The sequence below is a fragment of the Nocardia sp. NPDC050413 genome (assembly GCF_040655475.1).
GTDB lineage: Bacteria > Actinomycetota > Actinomycetes > Mycobacteriales > Mycobacteriaceae > Nocardia > Nocardia coubleae.
On record NZ_JBFAJZ010000015.1, the window covers coordinates 49,082 to 74,613 of the forward strand.

26 protein-coding genes and 1 pseudogene are annotated in these 25,532 nt (G+C 67.0%); 21 read left to right on the plus strand and 6 right to left on the minus strand.

The genetic code is table 11. The features are described from left to right. The first annotated feature begins 5 nt into the window (after positions 1-5). From AB0I19_RS26410 to AB0I19_RS26425, 4 genes are all read left to right on the plus strand, one after another. The gene (locus AB0I19_RS26410; protein WP_357152125.1) at positions 6-902 is read left to right on the plus strand and encodes a TIGR01777 family oxidoreductase; all 897 of its coding nucleotides are present in this window, start codon (positions 6-8) and stop codon (positions 900-902) included. Positions 903-910: 8 nt separating this feature from the next. Continuing rightward, the gene (locus AB0I19_RS26415) at positions 911-1,417 is read left to right on the plus strand and encodes a GNAT family N-acetyltransferase (RefSeq protein WP_067496167.1); all 507 of its coding nucleotides are present in this window, start codon (positions 911-913) and stop codon (positions 1,415-1,417) included. 106 nt (positions 1,418-1,523) lie between these two features. Beyond that, positions 1,524-2,867, plus strand: a complete 1,344-nt coding sequence (locus AB0I19_RS26420) for a TIGR01777 family oxidoreductase (protein WP_357152128.1) — start codon at positions 1,524-1,526, stop codon at positions 2,865-2,867. Positions 2,868-3,128: 261 nt separating this feature from the next. Then, a complete protein-coding gene (locus AB0I19_RS26425; protein WP_357152131.1) occupies positions 3,129-3,575 on the plus strand; it encodes a hypothetical protein in 447 nt (148 codons plus the stop codon). 15 nt (positions 3,576-3,590) lie between these two features. Here AB0I19_RS26425 and AB0I19_RS26430 read toward each other — a convergent pair whose 3' ends face one another. Further along, complete coding sequence (locus AB0I19_RS26430) at positions 3,591-4,484, minus strand: MerR family transcriptional regulator (protein ID WP_357152133.1); 894 nt, start codon at positions 4,482-4,484, stop codon at positions 3,591-3,593. 312 nt (positions 4,485-4,796) lie between these two features. Here AB0I19_RS26430 and AB0I19_RS26435 point away from each other — a divergent pair, with 312 nt between their 5' ends. The 7 genes from AB0I19_RS26435 (at position 4,797) to AB0I19_RS26465 (ending at position 9,628) form a co-directional block, all read left to right on the plus strand. Then, on the plus strand, positions 4,797-5,330 hold the full coding sequence (locus tag AB0I19_RS26435; protein WP_357152216.1) for a lipocalin family protein: 534 nt from the start codon (positions 4,797-4,799) through the stop codon (positions 5,328-5,330). Further along, positions 5,327-6,697 carry a deoxyribodipyrimidine photo-lyase gene (locus tag AB0I19_RS26440; protein WP_357152136.1) on the plus strand — a complete coding sequence of 457 codons (1,371 nt, stop codon included), beginning with the start codon at positions 5,327-5,329 and terminating at the stop codon, positions 6,695-6,697. Before AB0I19_RS26435 ends, AB0I19_RS26440 begins: the two co-directional genes overlap by 4 nt. A gap of 83 nt (positions 6,698-6,780) precedes the next feature. Continuing rightward, positions 6,781-7,530, plus strand: coding sequence for a lipoyl(octanoyl) transferase LipB (gene lipB / locus AB0I19_RS26445; protein WP_067643319.1), 750 nt, complete (start codon positions 6,781-6,783; stop codon positions 7,528-7,530). After that, a complete protein-coding gene (lipA, locus tag AB0I19_RS26450) occupies positions 7,527-8,549 on the plus strand; it encodes a lipoyl synthase (protein ID WP_357152139.1) in 1,023 nt (340 codons plus the stop codon). Before lipB ends, lipA begins: the two co-directional genes overlap by 4 nt. A gap of 64 nt (positions 8,550-8,613) precedes the next feature. Then, the gene (locus AB0I19_RS26455; RefSeq protein ID WP_067643078.1) at positions 8,614-8,913 is read left to right on the plus strand and encodes a nucleotidyltransferase family protein; all 300 of its coding nucleotides are present in this window, start codon (positions 8,614-8,616) and stop codon (positions 8,911-8,913) included. Further along, positions 8,900-9,289, plus strand: a complete 390-nt coding sequence (locus AB0I19_RS26460) for a HepT-like ribonuclease domain-containing protein (RefSeq protein ID WP_357152142.1) — start codon at positions 8,900-8,902, stop codon at positions 9,287-9,289. Before AB0I19_RS26455 ends, AB0I19_RS26460 begins: the two co-directional genes overlap by 14 nt. A gap of 27 nt (positions 9,290-9,316) precedes the next feature. Then, positions 9,317-9,628 carry a pyrimidine/purine nucleoside phosphorylase gene (locus AB0I19_RS26465; protein ID WP_067496065.1) on the plus strand — a complete coding sequence of 104 codons (312 nt, stop codon included), beginning with the start codon at positions 9,317-9,319 and terminating at the stop codon, positions 9,626-9,628. A 35-nt stretch (positions 9,629-9,663) separates the two neighbouring features. Here the strand turns inward: AB0I19_RS26465 and AB0I19_RS26470 are convergent, their stop codons facing one another. The 4 genes from AB0I19_RS26470 to AB0I19_RS26485 form a co-directional block, all read right to left on the minus strand. Then, on the minus strand, positions 9,664-10,101 hold the full coding sequence (locus AB0I19_RS26470) for a hypothetical protein (protein ID WP_357152145.1): 438 nt from the start codon (positions 10,099-10,101) through the stop codon (positions 9,664-9,666). 103 nt (positions 10,102-10,204) lie between these two features. After that, entirely contained in the window at positions 10,205-10,933 is a 729-nt protein-coding gene (locus AB0I19_RS26475; RefSeq protein ID WP_357152147.1) for an SDR family oxidoreductase, read from the minus strand. A 62-nt stretch (positions 10,934-10,995) separates the two neighbouring features. Beyond that, positions 10,996-11,529, minus strand: a complete 534-nt coding sequence (locus AB0I19_RS26480; RefSeq protein ID WP_357152149.1) for a hypothetical protein — start codon at positions 11,527-11,529, stop codon at positions 10,996-10,998. Positions 11,530-11,633: 104 nt separating this feature from the next. Further along, positions 11,634-12,170, minus strand: coding sequence for a hypothetical protein (locus tag AB0I19_RS26485; RefSeq protein WP_357152152.1), 537 nt, complete (start codon positions 12,168-12,170; stop codon positions 11,634-11,636). A 530-nt stretch (positions 12,171-12,700) separates the two neighbouring features. Here AB0I19_RS26485 and AB0I19_RS26490 point away from each other — a divergent pair. From AB0I19_RS26490 to AB0I19_RS26505, 4 genes are all read left to right on the plus strand, one after another. Beyond that, positions 12,701-12,916: a hypothetical protein gene (locus AB0I19_RS26490; RefSeq protein ID WP_357152155.1), complete on the plus strand. Its 216-nt coding sequence runs from the start codon at positions 12,701-12,703 to the stop codon at positions 12,914-12,916. Further along, positions 12,913-14,418, plus strand: coding sequence for a hypothetical protein (locus tag AB0I19_RS26495; RefSeq protein WP_357152158.1), 1,506 nt, complete (start codon positions 12,913-12,915; stop codon positions 14,416-14,418). Before AB0I19_RS26490 ends, AB0I19_RS26495 begins: the two co-directional genes overlap by 4 nt. A gap of 241 nt (positions 14,419-14,659) precedes the next feature. After that, on the plus strand, positions 14,660-16,297 hold the full coding sequence (locus AB0I19_RS26500) for a PQQ-binding-like beta-propeller repeat protein (protein ID WP_357152160.1): 1,638 nt from the start codon (positions 14,660-14,662) through the stop codon (positions 16,295-16,297). Between the two features lie 159 nt (positions 16,298-16,456). Further along, entirely contained in the window at positions 16,457-16,837 is a 381-nt protein-coding gene (locus AB0I19_RS26505; protein WP_181699370.1) for a hypothetical protein, read from the plus strand. A 19-nt stretch (positions 16,838-16,856) separates the two neighbouring features. Here the strand turns inward: AB0I19_RS26505 and AB0I19_RS26510 are convergent. After that, positions 16,857-17,281: pseudogene (locus tag AB0I19_RS26510) on the minus strand (DUF6228 family protein). 156 nt (positions 17,282-17,437) lie between these two features. On the opposite strand from AB0I19_RS26510, the gene AB0I19_RS26515 reads away from it, so the two are divergent. From AB0I19_RS26515 to AB0I19_RS26540, 6 genes are read left to right on the plus strand one after another with little or no spacing between them, the layout of a single operon-like run. After that, positions 17,438-18,214 carry a hypothetical protein gene (locus AB0I19_RS26515; RefSeq protein WP_357152163.1) on the plus strand — a complete coding sequence of 259 codons (777 nt, stop codon included), beginning with the start codon at positions 17,438-17,440 and terminating at the stop codon, positions 18,212-18,214. After that, positions 18,211-19,296, plus strand: a complete 1,086-nt coding sequence (locus AB0I19_RS26520; RefSeq protein ID WP_357152165.1) for a hypothetical protein — start codon at positions 18,211-18,213, stop codon at positions 19,294-19,296. The genes AB0I19_RS26515 and AB0I19_RS26520 overlap by 4 nt, the downstream gene beginning before the upstream one ends. Beyond that, a complete protein-coding gene (locus tag AB0I19_RS26525) occupies positions 19,293-20,756 on the plus strand; it encodes a hypothetical protein (protein WP_357152168.1) in 1,464 nt (487 codons plus the stop codon). The genes AB0I19_RS26520 and AB0I19_RS26525 overlap by 4 nt, the downstream gene beginning before the upstream one ends. Further along, the gene (locus AB0I19_RS26530; RefSeq protein ID WP_357152171.1) at positions 20,756-22,063 is read left to right on the plus strand and encodes an AAA domain-containing protein; all 1,308 of its coding nucleotides are present in this window, start codon (positions 20,756-20,758) and stop codon (positions 22,061-22,063) included. Before AB0I19_RS26525 ends, AB0I19_RS26530 begins: the two co-directional genes overlap by 1 nt. An 11-nt stretch (positions 22,064-22,074) precedes the next feature. Further along, the gene (locus AB0I19_RS26535; protein WP_357152173.1) at positions 22,075-24,120 is read left to right on the plus strand and encodes an AAA family ATPase; all 2,046 of its coding nucleotides are present in this window, start codon (positions 22,075-22,077) and stop codon (positions 24,118-24,120) included. A gap of 10 nt (positions 24,121-24,130) precedes the next feature. After that, entirely contained in the window at positions 24,131-25,375 is a 1,245-nt protein-coding gene (locus AB0I19_RS26540; RefSeq protein WP_357152176.1) for a hypothetical protein, read from the plus strand. Positions 25,376-25,532: the final 157 nt, after the last annotated feature.

Here is a 25,532-nt window from a genome sequence, read left to right on the forward strand (position 1 = left end):
TTTCGATGAAGGTGGTCATCGCCGGTTCGTCCGGTCTGATCGGGACGGCGCTCGTCGCGGCTCTGCGCCGCGACGGGCACGAGGTGTCCCGGCTGGTGCGCCGCGCTCCCGCGGCACCGGACGAATTCGCGTGGGATCCTGCGCGCGCCCAGCTCGACGAGCGGGCGTTGCGCGGGGCCGACGCGGTGGTGAATCTGTGCGGCGCGAGTATCGGTGCGCGCCGCTGGAACGGCAGCTACAAGCAATTGCTGCGCGACAGCCGGATCACCCCCACCGATGTCCTCGCCACGGCGGTCGCCGCCGCCGGCGTGCCGACGCTGATGAACGCCAGCGGCGCGCAGTACTACGGCGGCACGACCGGCGACTCGATCGTCGACGAAACCGCTTCCAGCGGAACAGGTTTCCTCGCGACGCTGTGTCGCGACTGGGAAGCGGCCACTGCGCCCGCCACCGATGCGGGAGTGCGCACGGTGTTGGTGCGCAGTGCGGTGGTGCTCGCCCGCAACGGCGGCATGCTGAGCATGTTGCATCCGCTGTACTGGCTCGGACTCGGTGGCCGTTTGGGTAGCGGGCGCCAGTACACGCCGTGGATCTCTCTGGACGACGAGGTGGGCGCGATCGTCTTCGCGCTCACCCATCCCGACCTGTCCGGGCCGATCAATGCCGTCGGCCCGGCTCCGGTCACCAATGCCGAGTTCACCCGCGCACTCGGTCGCGCCCTGCATCGCCCCGCCCCACTCATCGTGCCCGCGTTCGCATTGCGGACGGTGGTCGGTGAGCTCGCGGACGAGGCGCTGCTCACCGGTCCACGGGCCATTCCCGCCGCGCTGGAAAAGGCGGGTTACACCTTCCAGCATCCGACCATCGGCGCCGCGCTCGCCGCGACCGTCGGCCGATCATGAAGGCGCCCATGCTGATTCGCGACGCCGACAAAGCCGACCTGCCGACCGTGCTGGAGATCCACAACGCCAACATCGCCGAGTCGACCGCGATCTGGGACACCGATCAGGTGGATCTCGACGACCGGCTCACCTGGTTCGCCGACCGCACCGCGGCGGGGATGCCGGTGCTGGTCGCCGAGATCGACGGTGAGGTGGCCGGTTACGCGTCCTACGGGCAGTGGCGGCCCAAAACCGGCTACCGGTATTCCGTCGAGAACTCCGTCTATGTCGGTGAGCGTTTCCAGCGTCGCGGAGTTGCCACCGCGCTGCTCACCGAATTGATCGCTCGCGCAACGGATTCCGGACGCGTGCATGCGATGATCGCCGCCATCGAGTCCGGCAACGCCGCATCGATCGTCCTCCACGAACGGTTCGGGTTCCGGGTCGTCGGCGAATTGCCCGAGGTGGGGCATAAATTCGGTCGCTGGATGGATCTCACGCTCATGCAGAGGTTGTTCCCTCTCGAACCGCGCTGACATTCCGCAGCCTTTCACCGGCGGGCCCGGAACCCCGGCAGGCCCGGAGTCGCGAAACGATGCTTGAACGCTTCATCGTCTTTCCGGGGACGGCTACAGTCGGGGTATGGGCATCGACTGTTCGAGCGTTGTCACAGCACCCCGTGCCGAGGTGTTCCGCTGGTTCGAGCGGCCCGGCGCGTTCACCCGATTGGCGCCGCCGTGGCAGCCGGTGCGGCTGCTGGCGGAATCCTCCGACCTTGCCCGTGGCGCCGCAGTCCTCGGTCTTCCCGGTGGCTTGCGCTGGATCGCCCGGCACGACCCCGCGGCCTACGATCCGCCCGTGTCTTTCGCCGACGAGGTGGCCGTCGACGGTCTGGCCTCGGCGCCGCTCGGCCGCCTGCTGCCGTGGCGGCACACCCACGAATTCGCCGAGGTCGACGCCGAGCACACCGCGGTTATCGACCGCGTCGACACCCCGATCCCCACCCGCTTGCTACAGCCGATGTTCGACTATCGCTATCGCCAGCTCGCCGGTGATCTCGCGGCTCACCAACGTGCCGCCGCAACAGGTTTCGCCGCGCGGACGATCGCGGTCACCGGAGCGTCCGGGTTGGTCGGCACCGCCTTGTGCGCGTTCCTGTCCACGGGTGGGCACCGGGTGATCCGCCTGGTCCGCCGCCCGACCAACGACCCCGCCGAACGCCACTGGAATCCCGACGATCCTGCACCGGACCTGCTGAAGGGCGTCGACGCGGTCGTCCACTTGGCAGGCGCCGGAATCGCCGGCCGCTTCACCGACGAACACCGCCACGCGATCGCCGACAGCCGCATCGGCCCCACCCGCGCCCTCGCCGAAACCGCCGCCCGCTGCGGTGTCCCCACCTTCGTCTCCGCGTCCGCCATCGGCTACTACGGCTACGACCGCGGCGACGAGATCCTCACCGAGAACTCCACGCGCGGAGACGGTTTCCTCGCCGACGTGGTCGCAGCCTGGGAGGCCGCAACCGACCCCGCAGCACACGCGGGCGTCCGCGTGGTCCGCATCCGCACCGGCATCGTCCAATCCCCAGCAGGCGGCACCCTGCGCCTGCTGCGCCCCCTCTTCACCGCCGGCCTCGGCGGCCGCATCGGCCCCGGAACCCAGTGGCAGTCCTGGATCGGCATCGACGACCTCCTCGACATCTACCACCGCGCACTCTGGGACACCGCACTCGCCGGACCGGTCAACGCGGTCGCCCCGAACCCCGTCCGCAATACCGACTACACCCGCACCCTGGCCCACGTCCTCCACCGCCCCGCCCTACTACCCGTCCCCTCCTTCGGCCCCGCCCTACTCCTCGGTCGCCAAGGTGCCCGCGAACTCGCCGAAGCAGGCCAACGAGTCGCCCCCACCCGCCTCACCGCCTCCACCCACCCCTTCCGAACCCCTGACCTCGAACAAACCCTGCGTCACCTGCTCGGCCGCTGATCAGAGGCACCTGCCAGCAGTTCAAGGCCCTGAACGAGTGCAGCCTCGACAGGCAAAGACTCTGCTCGACCTCGAACCATTCGAAGGTGGTGACTCGCCGGAACCCGAGGTGGGCCGCAAGTTTGAGCGAGCGCTCATTGGCCGACTCCGTCGCATTGGTTGATTATCGAGCTCAGCGGCGGCAAGCTGAGGTGGCTCGGGTGAGGCTGGCTGGTGTCGACCCATTGCTCGTGGGCGGTTGCCACGCATACGGTGTCTGATATGGCGCTGATCGAGATCGAGGACTTGCCCGCGGCAACTGATGCTGTCTTTCGTCGGCGAGCTCGCGCTGCCGGCTTACCGGTGTTGGAGTATGTGCGTCGAGAACTGATCGCGCTGGCGGGGCGGCGTGTGCCGCTGGACGCTGTGGTGGACTTCCTGGTGGAGGAGCGGCCGGGGCATCCGGGGCCGGAGATCGATTCCGGTGCAACGGCATTGCTTGATGTCTACGACCTTCCGGCGGAAGCCTGGAGTGTTTTCACCGGTCGCGCGGCCGCAGCGGGGATGCCGCTGAGCGATTACGCGCGTCGGGAGCTGATCGCGCTGGCGCAACGCAGCACGGTCGATGACGCGATGCTCGAATTCCGTGAAGCCATGGAACGGGAACCGGGGCTGGTCATCGACATGGAGGCAGTGGCCGCGTCCGTCCGTTATGCGCGTGGTCTGTAGATAGCCGACCGGGTGTCACTGTCGTTGATTCGCAGCGGCTTCGGTGTCGGCGAGTCGAGAGGAGTCCGCACCGAGCAGGGCGACCGCTTCGGTCAGTCCGTCGACGCGCTGTACCTCGGGGGGCAGCAGCACCTCCTGCCAGCCCGGGCCGCCGACGAACACCTGCGCCCCGGCCGCCAGGCCGGCGACCACCGCTGAGGTCAACGCGGTGGATTCTCGTTGTGACCAGAGCAGGACCGAGGTCGGTCCGCTCGGCCGGGCCAGTGCGTCGGCGAGGGCGACGGTCGGCACGTCCGCGCCGAGCATGCGCGCGCCTATCCCCTGCTCCGCCAGGGCGGCGCGCAGCACTTCGAGTGGGAGCGAATGGGTTTCGCCGCCCGTGCAGGCCAGCAGGATGGTGTGGTCGGGGCGGGCGTGTGGGGCATGGGTGCGCTGCATGACCGATGTGATGCACCACGACAGCAGGTGTTCGACGTCGATACAGCCCTCGCCGCTGCTCTGACGCGCGACGACATCGGCGAAGGCGGGTCTGCACAAACCGTCCCAGGTTTCCACGATGCCGACCGCGCGCACGTGCGCCTCGAGCAGTGCGACAACCCGGCCCGAGTCGAGAGCGAAGGCCGCATCGAGCAGCGGCAAGCGATCGCCGGGCAGCACGGCGATGCCGCGCACGGTGGCGGCGGCACCGGCCGGGCTCGCGCCGTCACGAATCAGCGCGAGCATGCGTTCGAGCGCGGCGATGTCGGCCTCGGTGTAGAGGCGGTGCTTGCCCGGGCGATCCTGTGCGGGACCGATGTCGTAGCGCCGGTTCCAGCTGCGCAGGGTGGCAGTCGGAATCCCGAGCCGGTCCGCCACGGCGCGCACCGTGTAACCGGCCGCATCGGAGACAGGGGCTGAACCGGCGGACATCGCTCCATTCTTGCCGATAACCCGTTCATCCCGCCTTACCGACGTGGTTCGGGGCCATCGTGCGGACCCGTCACTCACAGAACGCGCGCTCTCCGCTGCCCGCAGGACCCTCGCACAAGCCCAGAATGAGCATCGCCGGGGTCGATACGGCCGAAGTCTCCGACCGTCGACGCACACTCTCCGCTCGATGAATCATTTGCGCATCGTTTCTTGGTAACCTATCGCTACCGACAATTTCGAGGAGCCCTTGTGCGTATCGCCCTACCATCCGCGTTCCGCCGTTCGGCCGCGACCGCCTTCGTCGCCCTTGCGATCACCGCCTTGTCCTCGGCCACAGCAGCCGCGGCGCCCCCGGCTCCCGTTCCGTCCCTCGAACTGGACCGGTACCTCGGCGTCTGGCACCAGCTGGCCGCCGTACCCCAGCCGTTCAACCTCGCATGCGCGCGCGACACCACCGCCACCTACTCGCTCGACGAGCGAGGCGATGTCGCCGTGCACAACCGCTGCCACACCTGGTCAGGCGGCATCGATGAGATCCGTGGCACCGCCACCGTCACCGACCCCGCCACGAACGCCCAGCTGAACGTCTCCTTCCCCGGCGTACCCGGTCAGGACGGAGAAACCAACTACATCGTCACCGCGCTCGGCCCGGAGTACTCGTGGGCGCTGGTCACTTCGCCGAGCCGCCTGTCCGGATTCGTCCTCTCCCGCACACCCACCCTCGACGCCGCCGCATGGGACGACATCCACACCGCGATCGAAACGGCAGGCCAGAACACCTGCCTGTACCTGACCACGCCGACCACCGGCGGGCGCACCGACATCGTCCCGCTGTGCACCCGATGACCGTCTCGATCGCCCTGTTCACGCGCGACCTGCGCCTGGCCGACAATCCCGTCCTCGACGCCGCCCGCCGGTCCGCCGACACCGTCGTGCCGCTGTTCGTCGTCGACGACGCCCTCGTGCCCGATCGTTGCCCGCCCAACCGGGCGGCCTTCCTCGCGAGCGCCCTGACCGAACTAGACGCGGGCTTGCGCGACATCGGCGGCCGTCTCGTCGTGCGTCGTGGTCACGTCGCGACCGAGGTCACGCGGGTGGTCGCGGAGACCGGGGCGGAGTCGGTACACGTCGCCCAGGACGTCAGCGCCTTCGCCGCCCGACGTGAGAACGCCCTGCGCGCAGTACTGTCGACCGATGCTCACCCACCGCGAGCCACGCGCGTGGTGACGACTGCCAGACGTCCGGACTGCGCCCTTCACCCACACTCGGCCGTGATCACCGCCGTCGACCCATCTGCCCTGGCGCCTGCCACCGGCCGCGACTACTACGCCGTGTTCACCCCGTACTTCCGCCGCTGGGTAGACACCCATCGCCGCCGTCCACTCGACCGCCCCCGCGCGCTCGCCGTACCCGACATCCCCAGTACGGCAATACCTTCCGTCGCCGAGCTGTCGCCCGGACAACCTTCCCCGAACTGCCCGACCGGCGGCGAGATCACCGGCCGCGCGCTCCTGAGCAAGTGGCTGGCGGGCCCGATCGACGACTACGCCGACCGAAATGACGACCTCGCCGCCGATGCCACCTCGCACCTGTCGCCGTACCTGCACTTCGGCTGCCTGTCCCCGGTCGAGGTCGTGCACCGCACCGACCTGTCCACCGACGGCGGTCATGCCTTCGCCCGCCAGCTCGCATGGCGCGACTTCCACCATCAGCTGCTCGCCGCCCGTCCCGACACCGCGTCCACCAGCCTGCGCCCCGGCCCGTTCCCGGTGCGCCGAGATCCCCAAGCTGTCACCGCGTGGAAGGAGGGCCGCACCGGTTACCCGATCATCGATGCGGCGATGCGTCAGCTCGTCACCGACGGCTGGATGCCCGGGCGCGCCCGCCTCATCACCGCGTCGTTCTTCACGAAGACCCTGCGCCTGGACTGGCGGATCGGCGCCGCCCATTTCCTGCACTGGCTCGTCGACGCTGATCTGGCCAACAACCAGCTCAACTGGCAGTGGGCCGCAGGCACTGGTACCGACACGCGCCCCAACCGCGTCCTCAACCCCCTCCGCCAGGCCGACCGTCACGACCCCGACGGCACCTACGTCCGCCGCCATCTCCCCGAACTGGCCCACCTGCCGGGCGGCACCATCCACCGCCCGTGGCGCGCGGACCTGCCCGGCTCCACCTATCCAGCACCGCTGGTCGACGTCCCGGGCATGTGACCCCGCGTCCGCTCGGCAATCGTGCGACACGGCGGCCCGACCATCCGTTGGCGTCGTCGGCCGCCGGGCGTAACGTCAGGATCGTGAACGACACGCGCCCCTCCGCGTCCGCCCGATTCGATACGACCCCGATCGTGGTCGAGGATCTCGGACTCATCGACTACCACGCCGCCTGGGAGCTGCAACGGCAGATCGCCGACGAACGCGCCGCAGGCGAGGGCACCGACCGGCTGCTACTGCTGGAGCACCCGTCGGTCTACACCGCGGGCCGCCGCACCGAGGCCGACGATCTGCCCATCGACGGCAGCCCGGTGGTGCAGGTCGACCGGGGCGGCAAGATCACCTGGCACGGACCGGGGCAGCTCGTCGGCTACCCGATCATCCGGCTGGCCGAACCGGTCGATGTGGTGCAGTACGTGCGCCGTCTCGAAGAAGCACTGATCGACGTGATCTCGGGTCTCGGCATCACCTGCGGACGGGTCGAGGGCCGATCGGGAGTGTGGTTGCCCGCCACCGACTACTTCGCCGAACGCAAGATCGCCGCGATCGGGGTGCGCGTGCAACGCGGCGTCGCCCTGCACGGCATCTCGCTCAACTGCAACTCCGCCCTCGACGGTTTCCAGGCCATCGTGCCCTGCGGCATCAAGGACGCGGGTGTCACCACCCTGACCCGTGAGCTGGGTCGCGAGGTCACCGTCGCCGAGATCAAGCCGCTCGTCGCCACCGCGATCGTTGCCGCGCTCGACGGAGAAATTCCCGTCCGCCCGCATGACATCGATCGCACCACCGGCCCCGCGCCCGAGCGGGCCCCGAGCGTAGAGTCGGTCCAGTGAGCTCCGTAGACGCCTCTGCCCCCGCCGGACGCAAGCTGCTGCGCATCGAGGCGCGCAACGCGGAAACGCCGATCGAACGCAAACCCAAGTGGATTCGCACCCGCGCCACCATGGGCCCCGAGTACAGCGAGCTCAAGGGCCTGGTGAAACGCGAAGGCCTGCATACCGTCTGCGAGGAAGCGGGCTGCCCCAACATCTTCGAATGCTGGGAAGACCGTGAGGCCACCTTCCTCATCGGCGGCGAACAGTGCACCCGCCGCTGCGACTTCTGCCAGATCGACACCGGCAAGCCCGCCGCCCTCGACCGCGACGAACCCCGCCGCGTCGCCGAAAGCGTGCAGGCCATGGGTCTGCGCTACTCCACCATCACCGGTGTGGCCCGCGACGACCTCGACGACGGCGGCGCCTGGCTCTACGCCGAAACCGTGCGCGCCATCAAGGCCCTCAACCCCGGCACCGGTGTCGAGCTGCTCATCCCCGACTTCAACGCCGACCCCGACCAGCTCGCCGAGGTGTTCTCCACCCGTCCCGAGGTGCTCGCCCACAACCTGGAAACGGTGCCGCGCATCTTCAAGCGCATCCGCCCCGCGTTCCGCTACGAGCGTTCCCTCGCGGTGATCACCGCGGCCCGCGAGGCAGGCCTGGTCACCAAGTCCAACCTCATCCTCGGCATGGGCGAAACCCCCGAAGAGGTCACCGAAGCGATGCGCGACCTGCACGAAGCCGGCTGCGACATCCTCACCATCACCCAGTACCTTCGCCCGTCGCCGCGCCACCACCCCGTGGACCGCTGGGTGAAGCCCGAGGAATTCGTCGAACACTCCAAGGTCGCCGAACAACTCGGCTTCGCAGGCGTCATGGCAGGCCCCCTCGTCCGCTCCTCCTACCGAGCCGGCCGCCTCTACGCCCAGGCCATGACCCATCACGGCCGCGAAATCCCCGAAGCCATGGCCCACCTGACCCAGGAAGGCACCGCCTCCCAGGAAGCCAGCTCGGTCCTGGCCCGCTACGGCAGCTGACACCGCGGCACGTCCCGTTAAGCTGGAATCAGCAGCCTGACCTTGCGTCCCCGGAGGAGACGAGATGGCGATCGATTTCGAGGCACTCATGCCGCAGCTGCGGGCGCTGTGCGAGAAGTACGACGTTGTCGAGCTGTCGGTCTTCGGGTCTGTAGCCCGCGGATCCGACAGACCGGACAGCGACATCGACCTGCTCTACTCTCTGAAGCCGGACACCGATATCGGGCTGGAATTCTTCGGATTCCAAGAAGAGCTGGAGAAGCTTCTCGGTCGAAGGGTCGATGTCGTTCCGAAGAAGTACCTGCACTGGTTCATTCGTGATGCCGTCTTGGCTGAGGCGAAGGACCTGCATGTCGCGGCGTGAAGATCTGCATCTTGCCGACATCGTCACTGCCCACTACAGAATCGCGTCCTACCTCGAGGGCCTCGACTTCTCGGGTTTCCAGAAAGACGACCTCCGCCAAGACGGCGTGATCCGGCAGCTGTCGATTATCGGCGAAGCGGCCTCCTCATTGACGCAGGAGACCCGGGATTCACAACCGGAGATCCCTTGGAAGTTGGTGCGAGGCATGCGAAACATGCTGGTGCACCAGTATTTTGATGCCGATCTGATCATCGTCTTCAATGCCGCCACGAAAAGTGTGCCGGAGCTGGCCGCTCGCATTCTGGCGCTGTTGGCACAACGCGATCCCACCGAGGCCGCGCGCGTCCTTGCGCACAAACCCTCTTGGCTAGACTGAGCCTCCCCTAAGTTTCTGGAAGGACCCATGTCGAAGTTCGAGAACGTCTCCGTCAGCAAGAAGGCCAATGTGTACTTCGACGGCAAATGTGTCAGCTACAGCCTCGAGCTGCCCGACGGCACCTCGAAGTCGGTGGGTGTCATCCAGCCGTCCAGCCTGACCTTCACCACCAGCGCCCCGGAGATCATGGAACTGGTCGCGGGCGAGGCGAAGGTGACCCTGGCCGGCGACTCCACCCCGATCACCTACCGCGCGGGCGAGTCGTTCAAGGTCCCCGGCGACAGCTCGTTCGACATCGAGGTCGTCGACACCATGCACTACATCTGCCACTACGGCTGATCCCCCGGGGTGCCGTCACCACCGACGGCACCCCATCAGTTGTAGTTGAAATACCACCCGGGTCCGCGCTCGTAGTCGCCCTCGTGGCAACCGCGCGTGATGAAATTCGCCGACCCGAGCATCACCTTGTCGAGCTCGCTCTGACACACGCGCTCGTTGCCGTACGGACCGAAATGCAGCGTCGTCTTGCTCGGCGACTCCGACGGCAGCGCACCGGGGTTCGCGGACGTACCCGATGAGGGCACGCTCGTGGTGGCCTGAACGGTGGTAGGCGCGACCGTCGTCGGTGCGACAGTCGAAGCCTGCACCGTCACCGTCGACACCAGCCCTGTACCGCCCTCCCCGGAATTTGTCGAACACTGCGCCACCCCGACGAGCACCGTAGCCACCACCCCGAGCACTCCCGCCACGCTGCCGACAATCGTCCACAGGTGCGTCTGCCCACTGCCGGTCGGCTGCTGCTCACTCGACAAGTCAACTCCCCCTACGCATTCGGCGTACCATCTGAAGAAGCAACCTAATCCAGATCCTGGCACAGCGCAGAGTTCTCACCGAGGACCGGCGAACAGACCGATGTCAGAAGCTCTTGTGCGGTACGCCGACGGTGAGTCCGCCGTCGACCACGAACTCCGCGCCTGTCGAATACGAGGACTCGTCGGAGGCCAGGAAGGCGACCAGCGCCGACACCTCGTCGGGCTGGGCCGCTCGAGCCAGCGGAATCTGCAGGAAGTCGGCCGGGATTCCCTCGGTCATCGGGGTGCTGATGAGGCCCGGATGGACCGAGTTGACGCGGATCCCCTGCGGCGCGAGCTCCAGCGCCGCCGACTTGGTGAGCCCTCGCACCGCGAACTTCGTCGCCGTGTACCCGTGTAGCCCCGGGCTTCCCCGCATCCCCTCCACCGAGGAGATGTTGACGATCGACCCACCGCTTGTCATCGCGGGGACCGCCGCCTGCATCCCGAGGAAGGTGCCGGTGAGGTTGATGTCGATGATGCGCTGCCATTCCTCGAGCGCGAAGTCGACGAGCAGGTTGCCGTTGACGATCCCGGCATTGTTCACCAGCACATGCAGCCCGCCGAACTCCTCGACCGCCGTGCGCACCACCGCCTGCCACTGCTCGGGCTCGCGGACATCGAGGTGCTGGTACCGCACACCGAGTTCGCTTGCGAGAGCGGCACCTTCGTCGTCGAGCACGTCGCCGATCACCACCGACGCGCCTTCGTCGACGAATCGGCGCGCGTGCGCGGCACCCATGCCCCGCGCACCGCCGCTGATCACCGCGACCTTGCCTGTCAACCGTCCCATGCCACGAATCCTTCTGCCGGCCCCTGCCGTTTACACCGTACGAGCGCAGGGACGATTCGGGGCTATTTCACGAGGAACTCGTCCTTGTACAGCCGGTTCGGCCGGGGAGCCGTCGCTTCGCTGAGCTCGACCTGGTAATCGCTCTGGCGCACCGTCTTCGGCCGATAGCTGCCACCGAAGGTCACCATCACCGACCCGCCGACCCCGTTCACGCCTCGCTCGGCGGTCGCTTCACGGCCCGCGTTGAACACCGTCGCCACATCGCGTCCGTCGTTGCCGACCGCGATGGTCCCGTCGTGAAAGAACTGCACGAACGTCCCGTTGTCTGCCGCCACCGTCGCGGCGACCGTGTGTCCGAGCTCGGGTGTCAGGGCGAATTCGGCATCGCAGGCCTGGCGCCGGTCACCCGGTCCCGGTACGTCGAGTGTGCGCCCGATCCCGAGCAGTACCGTCTCGCCCAACGCGTTGTGCCGTTCGCGGCCCATTTCGGACCAGAGATGAGTGGTCGACCAGACCTTCACACGCCCGTCGTCGAAAAGCGACACCCGGTCGTCGGTGCCGTTGCTGAACAAGAATTTCGCGCTGTTGGGGGCCATCTATCGATCATGGTCGATGCAGCACGCCCCTGTCGCCCGGTTCGGCCGATACGGCACGATGCCACGGCGATGCAAATCCGCGAAACCGCTGGTACCAGCCGATTTCAGCAGGAAATATTCGTCGCACCCGAAGATTCGAACGAGATGTGCACGTGGTCATAGTGATTCTGGGTGGGGCTGCCACGGTCTTCCATGAACGACCAGCCGCCGCCGTCGTTGTAGCGCTGCTTCCAGATCACGTAGGTGACGCCGAAGCGCTCCTTGTTGGCCAGCACGAATTCGGCGATCGCGTCGCCGACGCCGCCGCTGGTCATCACGTCGAGCGCGAGCCCGGCACCGTGGTCACCGTCGTAGCGGCCGTGTGCCCCGCCGATATCGCTGATACCGAACATCTTCTGCAGCAGGTGGCTCACCTGCGCCACGTGCGGCTGCACGCCTTTCCACTCGGTGTCACACGGGGTGGTGGCATGCATCAGCGACAGCGTCGCCGACTCGTCGAGGGCGGAAACCGGCGCCGGCTCGGGTTCCACGAACGCGGCCGCGGCGGCGATCGGGTCGGGGTCGACTGTCGAGGTGGTCTGCGGTTCGACCGCGGCAGCCTCCTGGACCGCAGGCCCCGGCCGAATCGTCATCCACAGCATGGCCGGGACTGTCGCAGCGACACTCCACACGGCAAGCTGAGCGCGCCCACGCGGCGGCGCCGGTTTGCGATGTTGACCACGCACGATGTCGATCACCAGCTACTCGTAGAGGACAAGGTCACCGCTACATTACGAAATGGTCGCGGAAATGTCACGCCGCACGTATGACGTGCGGTCGAGAAAGCATCCCGCATGCCGGACGATCGCGCAACCAGCACGCTGTGATCTCGATCGGAGGTCTTTGTCGGCACCTCACCGTTGCACCGGTCTCGTGCCGGGACGAAATCAGGAGACCTGCCGATCCCGCCCCTTGCCGACAGCCTGGGTCCGCGTCAGCTCGACCCACACCCTCTGCGCCCGACGCAACAGATCTTTCACCCCACCGGGGCCGTTCGTCTCTTCCAGCCCGGGTCGATCGAATTTCACACTGCGCGAATCATTTTCGAACCTTTCACAAAATGCCGATCTGTTCCGGCCCCCAGTATCGTCACCCGCACCGACATCCGTACCGCATCGAATGGAGACGGCCTGTGCCGGACGCCATGCACCAGCTCACGACCACGCTCGGCACCCCACCCCCACCCGAGTTCGCCACCCTCACACCCGACGAGCTCGCCACCCTGAACACCTATGTCCAGGCCGCCCTCGACCAGCGCAAAGCCGCCCTCGACGACGCACTCGACTCCGGCATGCGCCTCATCCCCCGCCTGGCCCGCCCCGCCGTGAAGAAGGTGCTCGGACTATGACCGCGTCCCACCACACCGCCGCCGAGATCGCCCGCCTGTCCGCCGCACTCGACCGGCCCGCCGCTGACCTCGAGTTCCTCGCCGCGCTCCCCCCGTCCGCCCTGCGCGCCTTCCGCGAACAGATCAGCGACCGCATCTCGGCCCGCGAAGCCCGTCGCATGCAAAAGACCGCCGCCGCAGCGAAATTGGTGCCGCCGACCATCGCCGCCAAGATCACCGAGGCCGCGTTCGGCCCCGTCCTGGCCGCCGCCATCGCCGGTTCCGTCGACCCGGCCCGCGCCGTCGCCATCGCCAGCGCCCTGTCGCCCGTATTCCTCGCCGACGTCGCCGTCACGCTCGACCCCCGCCGCGCCGCCGAGGTGATCGCCGAGATCCCCGACCGCATGGCCACCGATGTCGCCCGCGAATTGCTCAGCCGCCGTGACTATCTCACCATGGGCCGCCTAGCAACCTCGGTCCCCGACGACGTCCTGCGCGTAGCGCTGCCGCACGCCGCCGACATCGACCTCCTGCACGTCGGCTACCACCTCGAAGACCCCAGCGCCGCCGACCGCCTCCTGTCGCTCATCACCGACCGCCTCCCCGGCCTCATCCACGCCACCAACGCCGAGGGCCACTGGCCCGAGGCCATCGCCCTGCTCGACACCCTCGGCCCCACCCAACGCTCCCACCTGGCCGACGAAGTCGCCGCCCAGGACGTCGAAATCCTCGACGGCCTCCTCACCGCCGTCACCGCCCTGGATGCCTGGGACACCCTGCTCCCCGTCGCCGCGGGAATGAAAACCGCCGGGCTGCGACGACTGGCCACCCGGCCACTGATGCAGGACCCCACCGTCCTCACGAAGATCGCCGACCTCGCCCTCACCCACAACCTCTGGCCAGACCTCCTCCCCCTCGCCGAACACCTCGCCCCCACGCAACTCCAGCCCGTCGCCGCCCGAATCTCCACCGAACCCGACGACGTCCTCACCACCCTCATCGAACAGGCCCGGGACCACTGGGAAACCCTCTTCCCCGTAGCCCTCGCCCTCGCCCCCGAGGCGCGCCAACGCTTCGCCTCGCTCCCTGTCGTGCATCAGCCCGACACCCTCACCACCGCCGTCGCGACCGCCGCCACCCACAACCTGTGGCCCGAAGCCCTTCCGCTGCTCGACATCCTCCCCGAATCCACCCACGACACTCTCGCCGCGGCGATCAGCGCCGTTCCCGACGACAGCTTCGTCGCCGCGATTGCCGCCGCCCCGGCCGCCGACTGCACCACAACCATGGTGAAGATCGCCCTGCGCCAAGACGTCGCGTCCCGCTCACGGTCCCTCACCCTCCTCGACGAGTTCGGTGACATCGAGGCCCTCGTGGCCACGTTCACCCCGACGGACTCTTCGGTATGGAAAGGTTTGTGCGAGATACGAACCGAGCTTCCGGATCGGTTGCGGCAGCTGCTCGCGGTGCAGGCGAAAGAATGCGGGCAGAACGAGTTCGCCGACCTCCTGTCGGGCGAGTAATAGACGCGCCGAATATGCTGAACGGGGCCGAGCTGCCACCAGTGCGCCGGTCAGGAGGGGTTTCGTGGGGGACACGGAAACAGCAGTGAGCACGGGGCCGTCCCCGTCGTTGCCGACTCTTACGCGCGACCTAGGACGCTCGGCACGGTACAAGGCGCTGGCGGGTGCTGTCGGTGCCGGACTCCTGACCGGCGGAACTGCTCTCGGCCTCTTCAGCCGATTCGGCACGGCGCCGGTCGCGGTGAGGGACACGTACGCGCAAGCCGGTCACGTCGCGGGAGCCGCCGCCGTGGCCGGCGGACTGGTACTGGCCATCGCTGTCGCGGCATGGTTCGCCGGCCGCTCACGACAGGCCGACTTGTGGAGCACTCATCACCGATGGGAACTCGGCGCCACAGCAACCGTCGTACTGGTACTCGGCTTCCTCGGCACGATGTCCTGGAACGAGCATCTACCGAGCAGCTACACCACCCTGCGAACCGAGATGCCGTATTTCGAGCAACTCACCACCTCGGTCGGCGCGCTCGCACTGGTCGCGATCGGGTCGATCCTGGTGCTGCCGCTCGCCTTTCACATGGGGGTAGCAAGAACACTTCGCCGGGGCACCTCGACGGCGACCGTGGCGATGGGGCTGGCGATCGCCGCTGTGGTGAGCGTGGTCGCCGTGCGCGCAGGCGACGACAGGCTCAACGTCGACCACCGCACCGCCGCCCCCGCCCCGGTGCCGGCGGCAGCCGACAGATTCGGCACCGAAGCATTTCGGCTGCAGCTTCCGCCACTGAACAACCGGCCCGAGGCGACCGGACGTGAAGTCATCGCGGCGGGCACCGGTTTCCTCGTCATCGGCGTCGACGGCCTCCGCGCCTTCGACGGCGCTACCGGCGAACCACGCTGGCACTATCTGCGCAGGCCCCAATCCGGCACCCGCACAATGACATACGACCGCGGATCGGCCATCACGGCCGCCGACGGTGCCATCGTCACGACCCGCTGGACGGGTCGAAGCGGCACCCGGCGCATCACTTTCGACGCCGTCACGGGCCAGATCCTGTGGACCTCGGACGACCACACGGATTTCACCTCGGACGACCACGACAGCCCAGCGCGCCTCCTCGAGGCCCCCGCGTCGGACACCTTGATCGTGGAAACCGACACCGCTGTCAAGGGATACGACGCCCGCACCGCAGCCCGCCGATGGGTGACACCCGTCGCCGAATCCGGCTGCCGCTCCACCGATGTCGGTACCCGCGTCACCGCCGATGCCGTCTATCGAGTGCTCCGCTGCGGCGGCTCGATATGGCGCGTTATCGCGATCGATACCGCAACGGGAGGTGTGATCGGCTACCGCGACTACCCCGCCTCGACCTCGAACAAGCCCACACTGACACTGCTACAGAACATGACGCTCATCGACTTCTGGACTCCCGACAACCCCGCATACATGCTCGTCGAAAAACCGGACCAGCTCGCCACCACCCCACTCCGGACCTCCGGTTCACCCTTCGCCGCAACCGCCGACGGATCCGACCTTCTCGTCGGGCTCTTCGACCCGACGACCCGCCAGAGTCATGTCGACCTGACCACCTACGACGGCACCTCACGCACCCGAGTCCCCGAGATGTCGCCGAGTAGCCCGAACAGCGGTGCTGTCCATGTCCTCGCCGAGGAGATCATCGCGCTGGAATACGACACCTCACTGCGGCTTTCGCGCTGGCCCCGCCGAAATCCGGCTTCCCCCACCGCCGTCCCCATCGAGGCCACCTGCCGCCCCAAAGCTACTCAGCCGACACTCCTCCCTGTCCCCGCATCGATCTTGGTCGTTTGCCAGAACAACGAGGAGATCGGCGACGCCACCCTCGACATCATCGGCTACCGCTGAACCCTCACCCACCGGTCGGTAGCGCCTCACTCTCTGGCCGATAGACGAGTCAACGCCTTTGAGCCCCAGCAAATATCGCATGGCAATCCAACCGCACCCAGCTAAAATCGGTCATCCAGGAGTCATTCTCCGGGGGATACACCGAAGTAGGGGTAGAGAATGAAAACCACGCTCATCGTCGCCATCGCAGCACTGTCCGCCATCACACTCACCGGCTGCTCGTCGGATGCCGACGTGGTCTCGGAAAACCTGTCCAAGGAATCCGACCAGTTCAAGATCAACCGCCGCGTGGTCTTCTTCAACGGAATCACCGACAAGTACCTGCTGTCGGTAGAGGGCAAGTGCTCCATCAAGGACGAGAACAAGCAACTCGAGGTCACCTGCAAAACCGGCGACGACCAATACAAGAAGCACTTCCTCGGCCTGTCCGACAACGTCAGCTATTTCGTCGAACAGCTCGAGCCCGCCGAGGTAGACCGCTACCACTACAAGGTCATCTTCAAGCCCGAGGTCATCCTCCCCGACGTCGACCGCCCCTGACCGAGCATCGTCCTGTCGACTACGACAGGTTGCCGATCTCCGCGTCGAGATCCGCTGCAAGCCGCAGCATCTGCTCCCCCGCCTCGAGTACCACGGTGGTCGAGGCGGTCCAGTTGCCATCGTCATGCCGCCACGGTCGCACTGTCCATGTGAGTCCGACGTGTCCCGGTCGATGCTCTCCCACACTCGGACCCCGTCCCATCCCACGAAGTCCTCGATGAGGCTCTCGATGAACGCGACCAGATTGCGGTCGCCCATGAGTGACACCGTCACTTGGTGCAGCACCGCGGCCATTCCAGGCCCGCCGACCCGAACACAAACCCGGGCCGAGGTGTCACCCCAGGGATCGACTCGATTCCACAGCCGAACCCATGTCCCGTAACCAGGTTCACCCAGGCACACACCTCGGTCCGAGTCCGAATTTCGGTCACAGTCACAGTCCATCGCCGCATGCTAACCACGACGATAGGTGCGGCGTCGTTCGCAACGACCCCTGCCGAGCGAGCTGAATTACCCACCCGATAGCGAGGCCACAGGACTCGCCAACCAATTACTGGAAAATACTGGACATCACTGGAAGTTCCACTTACCCTCGGCCCCATGTCAGAAGCTGCGGAGCTGCTGGAAGCCCGCATCAACGAACTACGCGCAGCCGTCAGACGCGCCGTCTCCGCCGGTGACCGCCTGGCTGCCCGCCAGTTGCGCAATGAGCTGCGTGCGGTCGAAACCGAGTGGGACGAAGCAGTCCTCGGTCCCGGCGAAGCTCCAACTCCGGACCCGAATGTTCCGGTGCGCGAGCATGTTCACCGTGCACTCACCCTGCTCGGCGCACCGTCGGCACCGAAATTGGTAATGCAGGTCCACACCGCATTCTTCTCCGGTGATCTCGCCCCCGCACGGCTGACGAGCTTGCGTCGCGACGAGGAACGTTCCTTCCGCGCCGCACCTTTCGCGCGCCCCTACTACATCTGCGCAGCACTCACCACCGACCTCCTCGCTCCGGCACGCGGACTCCTCGCCCTGAGCAGCTGGACACTCCCCCAACGCATGATCGGACCCCTCAGCCCTCGAGTGAACCTGCTGACCTCGGCGATCCGACTGGCCGACCACGTCAGAGGCCAACCGGGCATTTCACCGGACGGCATCCGTTTGATGTGGCGCCTGGCGAACTCCATCCCCGGCGTAACAGGCACCCCCGATTCCATCGATGCCGAGGACGTGAAGACCGCCGCACAACGCGAGCTCGCGGTCCATGAAGAAGACGACGCATTCCAGCGGCAACAGGCCGCGACCAGGGCGGCACAGCAGCTCGATCAGCCCGCCCAACTGTTCGGCACCCGGCTGAGCCTGGCCGCCACACGAAAAGAGATGGGATGAAAGAGCTTTCGGCCCGCCTGCAGGAGCTGCGCGGCGGAGCCCCCTCGATCCGTCACAATGCCCGGACCATTGCCGCGCTCACCGCGAACCCCGGCTGTGCCCGCCGCGCGCTGCTCGACGCCGCGGCTGTCGACAAGGCTGTTGTCGCACGGGAACTCGGCTATCCGCCGCAGTACGGCCAGTCGTCGTTCGCGATCACGCGCGGCAACGCCTTCGAGTCGATGGTGAAGGCGAACGGTTGCGCCGATCTGCTCGCGCTCCTGCGTGACGTCCTCGGCCTGACCATCCCCGAAGTGGCCTATCACAACCTCGACGCGGTCGGCGAAAACGCCGGAAACGCGGTGCGGTATCAGCGCACCCGCCAACTGCTCGGGCAGGCGCTCGACACCGGTGAAGGCACTCTGTTCGATCATCCGATGCTGCGTCTGGACATCGCCGGTGCGCTCGCCTACCTCGAGCCGGATCTGGTCGCCCTCCAGATCGAGGGCAAGTTCCACATCGTCGAGATCAAGTCGTTCCCCATGATCGACGGTCAGGCCGACCCCGCACAGGTCGCGGCCGCGGCGCGTCAGTCCGCGGTGTACGTGATCGCGTTGCGGCGCCTGCTCGAGGATTTGGGCGCCGACCCCGAAAAGCTCGTGTCCCACAACGCGATCCTGGTGTGCACGAAGGATTTCTCGAACCGTCCCACCGCGACGTTCGTCGACCTGCGCAATCAGCTGTCCGTCGTCTCGCGCCAGTTGTCGCGGCTGACGTCGATCGAGTCACTCGTCGAATTGGTCCCGCCCGGGGCGACTTTCGAACCCGGCCCGCAACTGGACGAGGTGATCTCCGCGATCCCCGCCCGCTTCGCCCCCGAGTGCATCTCCACGTGCGAACTCGGCTTCCTCTGCCGCTCCGAAGCCCGAGCGTGCGGCTCCGTCGACGCCCTCGGTCGCGGCGTCCGCGACGAGCTCGGCGGACTGCACAATATCGACGACGTCCTCACTCTGGCCCGTGGTTCGCGCACTCCCACGGAAGACCAGGTCGACATCGCCGAACTGCTCCGCACCGCGCACCGTCTGCGTCAGGAGATCGCGTGAGTGTGCTGTCCGCACTGGCGAAAGTAGAGGCGGTCGACGCCGGCCGCGCCGTGCCGACCGCGACCGTCCGCCACTGTCACCTCGCCGAGCAGCCCATCGTCCTCATCCCACTACATCTCGCGGGCGAGGCGGCGGCACCGCTGGCAGTGCTGGTCGGTGCCCACCATGACGAGGCGAGGCTTCTCATCGTCCCGCAGCCCCGCGACCGCGTCCTGCGCCTGCGCTTCGCCGAGGAACTGGCGGCGATCCTCCTCCCCCACATCGACCGCCACGCCGACGACACGGAACCGGTCGTGATCGACAAGAAGACCAACGAGACCATCGACCGCTGTGTCGACGCCCCGCAGATCTGGGTGCCCAACCAGGCCGCCGTCACCTTCTTGAAACTCCTCGGACGGTCCCTGCGTTTCCGCCGCACCGAAGGCGACGACGCCGTCTCCCCCGCCATCCCGCTCGTCGGCCGGTGGCTCACCTGGTACTGCGACCGCGCCGAACATCCTGGTTCGACCGCGCTCGCACCCCTCACGTCACATCTGTCCACGCACTGGACCACCGGGCAATCCGCGCTCGAGGACGCCAACCTCACCGCGCTCCTCGGCTGGATCGCACCGCCCGACAACCTGACCGGCCCCGAAGCCGCCGCCCGCGCCGAGGACCCGACCATCTGCCCGCCGGCCGGTCCGGCCACCGATCCCGGCTTCGACAATGTCGTCCTCGCCCCACTCATCAACGCCTACGACACAGCTGCCGACGACATCGCCCGCACCCGCGCCGTCCAGCGCCTCGAACAGGCACTGCGAACCCAGCTGGAACCGACGTGGGAGCTGATGTGGCAAGGCCTTTCGCTCCTGCGCGCGCTCCCCGAGGGATCCAGTGTGGCTGCCCGCTGGGCCGAGGATGTGCGCTCCTTCTCGTACTTCACCGAGATCGCCGAAACCCAGGCCCAGTCCCGGCGCGATTCTCCTACCTCCGCCGTCCGGCGATTGCTCGCCCGTGAACAGGCACTCGAACGACTCACCGCCGCAATGGCTTACGACGATCCCTACGTCATGCTGGAGCGCCGACTTGCAGGCGAGGCTTGTCTCGCCACCGTCATCGACTCCGAGCCCACCCGAACCACGCTGAGCGACAAGGGCAAAAGCGTGCTGCGCCCCTTGCTGCGCGTGACAACGACAGACCCCTTCACACCTGTTGCCGGCGAATCACTGCACAACGCCGCCGTCAAGAACCAGCAAGCCAAGGTTCTCGAGGTCGACGACGACGTGATCGTGCTCGAACTCAGCGGCGGAATGGGCCGCAGCGCAAAGGGACCCGCCGAAGGGACGGTGAACGTCGAAGGTGACCGCATCGTCCTGGCCCGCTTCGGCCCCAACGGCAACTTCCGAGCCGCCACCCTCCCGCCCCCGGAGGAAACTCCCTGGACCCACGGCGGCCCACCGGAAACCGATGAGGAGAACTGATGTCCGCCGCACACGCCGCTGATACCACCGTCAGCAATATCCTCACCGACCTGGCCGACACCTCCCACAAGGCGATCGTCGTCGACTCACCCCCCGGCGCGGGCAAATCCACCCTCGTCGTGAAGGCCGCCGGTCAGCTCGCCCAAGACGGCACCCAGCGCATGATCGTCGCCCAAACCAACGAACAGGTCGACGACCTCATCGCCCGCCTGGCCGCCGCCCACCCCGACCTCCCAATCGGCCGCCTCTCCGCCCAGGACTACCGCCCCAGCGACCGCATCGACCTCCCGAACGTCCGCGCCGCCGCCAAAGTCGACGACCTCGCCGACCGCACCATCCTCATCGGCACCGCCGCCAAATGGGCCACCCTCACCGAGGGCACCTGGGAACACGCCATAGTCGACGAGGCCTACCAGATGCGCTCCGAAATGCTCCTCCGCATCGCCGGCCGCTTCGACCGCGGCCTCTTCGTAGGCGACCCCGGCCAACTAGACCCCTTCGCCACCGTCGAATCCGACCGCTGGGCAGGCCTGGACTGGGACCCCACCCGCAGCGCAGTCCCCGTCATGCTCGCCAACAACCGCGACCGCCACATCCCCATCCACCGCCTCCCCGTCTCCTGGCGTCTCCCCACCAGCGCCGCCGACGTCATCTCCGCCGCCTTCTACCCCTTCACCCCCTTCACCGCAGGCACCGCCCCCGGCACCCGCCAACTCTCCTACGTCACCCACGGCCTGCGCACCCCCCTGGACCGCTGCCTCGACGAAGCCGCCGACCACGGCTGGGCCCTCTACGAACTCCCCGCCCGCAACACCCTGCGCACCGACCGAGAAGCGGTGTCCGCCATCGCTTCCCTCGCTGTCCGCATCCTCGAACGCGGTGCTACCGCTACCTCCGAACAGGGCACACATCCCGTCACCGCCGACCGCCTGGCCATCGGCACCGCCCACCGCGACCAAGCCGAGGCCATCCGCCTGGCCCTTCGAGGCACCCTCGCCGAACCGGTCACCGTCGACACCGCCAACCGCCTCCAGGGCCGCGAATACGACATCACCATCGTCCTGCACCCGTTGTCGGGCCGCCGCGACGCCAGCTCCTTCCACCTCGAAGCCGGGCGGTTGTGCGTTTTGACGTCCCGCCACCGCCACGCCTGCATCGTCGTCGCGCGAGCGGGCATCGCCGAACTCCTCGACGCCTATCCGTCTACGGAACCTGTCCACTTGGGTGTGCCAGTCAAGTTTCCCGACGGCTGGGAAGCCAACCAGTCCATCCTGAGCCACCTCGAAAATCATCGAATTCGACTGTAGGACAAACACACATGAATATTTCGGCCGCGATCGCCGCCTATGACACCAGCCGGGCCGCCGACCGAGTAGCAACGGCTGAGCAGCAGCGCAAGCGGGTCCTTGCCGAGTTCCCGTTGGCGGCCTGGCCGACCCTCCCCGTCGAGCGTTACGCCCTGGGCTGCGGTCCGGGCACGTACTGCCGCCTGATGGAGTTCGACACGGTCGACCTCGGCGGCATCGGCGGCGGCAGCGCAGGCAAACACATCATCTTCCGGCGCAGCTCGGGTGAATGGAAGCTCGCTCCGCAACTCGGCTCAGACCTCGAGTCGGGATGGCGACGGTTGCGGGAACAGTTCGTTGCGGCGTTCGACGCGGCCGAACGGGAAGCCTTCGACGAGCTCGACGACCTGGAGGCTTTGCGATCCGGTCAATCGCTGGTCACGAAGTCATTGGCGACCTATTTCCCGCGGCACTTCCTCCCTGTGTTCTCAGGTTCCCATTTGCGCAGCTTCATCGAACGTCTCGGCGGAACCCCGGAACGCGGTGCCACCTCCTGGCGGGCGAACCGTCAGCTTCTTGCACTGGTGCAGCAGCACCAGGAGCTGTCCGACTGGGCACCTCATGCGGTAATGCAGTTCCTCTACGACAATTTCGATCCGCGGGAACGCCGCCGTGCCATCTGGAAGATCGCGCCGGGCGAGCAGGCGAAGCACTGGCAGGATTGTGTCGACGGCAAATACATTTGCGTTGGCTGGGACGAATTTGGCGACCTCACGCAATACACCAGCGACACCGATCTCAAGGAGGCGTTCGCAGAGCTGCTGCCGAACGCGACGGTGGGCAGTGCGAAGAACCTCCTCGCCTACCGCGACCTGGAGCCCGGTGATCGGATCGTCGCCAATCGCGGCATGTCGACCGTGCTGGCGATCGGAACCGTCACCGGCGGCTACTATTTCGACGACTCACGGGACGAATGCAAACATGTCGTCCCCGTCGACTGGGATACCAGTTTCGCGCAGCGACTGGAAACACCGCAGGGCTGGCGACGTACCCTCGTGAAGGTCAAGGACAGCCTTTTCGCCGAACTCACCAAGAATCGGAGGGATGCTCCCCCGCAGGCTTCCTCTGCCGAACCCGAACTGCCGGAATCCATCTCGGAAATAATCGCGGCCTTGGACCGCAAAGGACAGGTGATCCTGCACGGTCCGCCCGGCACCGGCAAAACCCGCCGCGCGCTCGACGTCGCGCTCGCCATCCACGGTCGCACAGCCGACATCGACGGCTCCACCCGCAATGCAGCCGTCAACGAGCTCCTTCGCGCCGGACGCGTCCGACTGGTGACCTTCCACCCGTCCTACGGTTACGAGGATTTCGTGGAAGGCTTCAAACCGGCACACCATCCCGGCACCGCGGGCCTCCATCTGGAACTCACCGACGGGCTGTTCCACAAACTCTGTGCCGACGCTGCGAAAGCCGACGAGGCCGACAAGTTCCTGCTCATCATCGACGAGATCAACCGCGGTGACCTGCCCCGCATATTCGGCGAACTGATCACCGCTCTGGAAACCGACAAGCGCGGCCTCTCCATAGATCTGCCGATCAGCCAGCGCACTTTCGCCGTTCCGCCCAATGTCCGGATCATCGGCACCATGAATACCGCTGATCGCAGTGTCGGCCATCTCGACGCCGCGATTCGGCGCCGCTTCGCATTCGTCCCCGTCGGACCGGACCCTGACGTTGTCTCCGGCGCCATCGGACCACTCGACCTGTCCGAATTCCTCTCGTCCCTCAACGACCGTATCGCCACCCATCTCGACGCGGACCATCAGATCGGGCACGCATATCTGCTCCACAACGGTCTCCCGGTCTCGACCGAGGAGGAAATTGCCGCCGCCTATTACCACGACATAGTTCCGTTGCTCGAGGACTACTGCATGGGGCGTACCGAACTGCTGCACCGAATCCTCGGCACCCTCGTCGACCCCGATACGGGCCGCCCCGCGGTATTCACCGTGACGGACTTGCCGATCGCCCTGGCTGCCGAATTCACCTCTGATGGCAGCGGTCTCGATGATTGAACGGGCCGAGGTGAGAATCAGCGAATACGCGTCTGTCTCGGTAGCCGACGACCAACTCACCGCAGCCGACCTCGTCCGCCTCCGAGCACTTCAAGATCGGCGCCGCTTCAGTGTGGAACAGTCCCGCACCGGTTGGCGCCTCACAGCCCGCGCGACGGTCGGTGTCCTCAACCTGGACCGGATACGTCTGGTGATCGATCCGAAGCTCACGTTCACGGGTGAATCCCTCATCCGGTGGCTGTGCTACGCCTTGGCGGCGCCGGTCCCCCACGACGCGACCGCACGCGAATGGTCCGTCTCCCGAACAGGTTTTGCCGATATCGTCGCCGCCGCACTGCTGCACGAATGCCGCATCCTGGCCCGCGACGGCCTGCGCCGCGATTATGTCCGCACCCAGCAACTCGCCCCGGTACTGCGCGGCCGGTTCGATGCCGTCAGCCAGGCGACCCGACGCTACGGCATGCTCGACCAACTCCACCTCGACACCTTCGACCGCAGCCCAACCATCTGGGAGAACGAAGTCTGCGGCCATGCCCTCCGCGCCGCCCGGGCCATGGTCTCCGATCCCGTACTGGCCCAACGCCTGTCCGTACTCGCAGCCGAGTTCCCCGCGTCCGGAAGGGTTTCCGGTGCCGTCCGCGCCCTGAACCGAGCCACCTACACTCGACTCAACCGGCGCTACCGCCCAGCCCACGTCTGGGCCGGTCTGGTCCTGCGCGCGGGCGGCATCACCGATCTACTCACCGACGTGGGTTCGACCGCTGAAAGCCTCCTCCTCGACCTCCCCACCCTGTGGGAAACCGCGGTCGCCCGCCTTCTCGCCGACGCCGCCCCACCCGGCGCCACCACGGCGACGGCCACCACCGCCACCAAGATCACGGTCACCGGCGACATCTCCACCCGTACCTTCCGCCCCGACGTGGTCGTCACCTTCCGTCCCACCACAGCGCCCCACTATTTTCCCGTCGACGCGAAATACAAACGCTACGAGGTCAATTCCGTCTCCGCAGATGACACCCACCAACTTCTCACCTACATCAGCGGCTACTCCCCGACCGACACCCCAGAAGCCGCCATCATCCACCCAGCCACCCACCGACACTCCCACCGAACCCTGCGCATCCGCGGCAACAACCGCCACCTCGGCACAATCCACACCATCGGCATCGACGTCGACCGCTCCCCCGCCTCGAGCGCAGCCTGGCTCCGAAGCGAGCTGTGGGGCCCGGAAAGCAGTCAGCACAGTGCTTCGTAGCGCCGTCGCGGTGGCCGCGATCCCATCCGATCCCGCTTCGGCACCGCCGAGCCGCCGGGCATCAGCCACAAGTTCGCCGACCAAGCCAACGCCGCAGTCGCAGTCGGCAGCCCCACCACCCTGCGAACCATCGCTGTCAGCGCCGGTTGGAAGGACG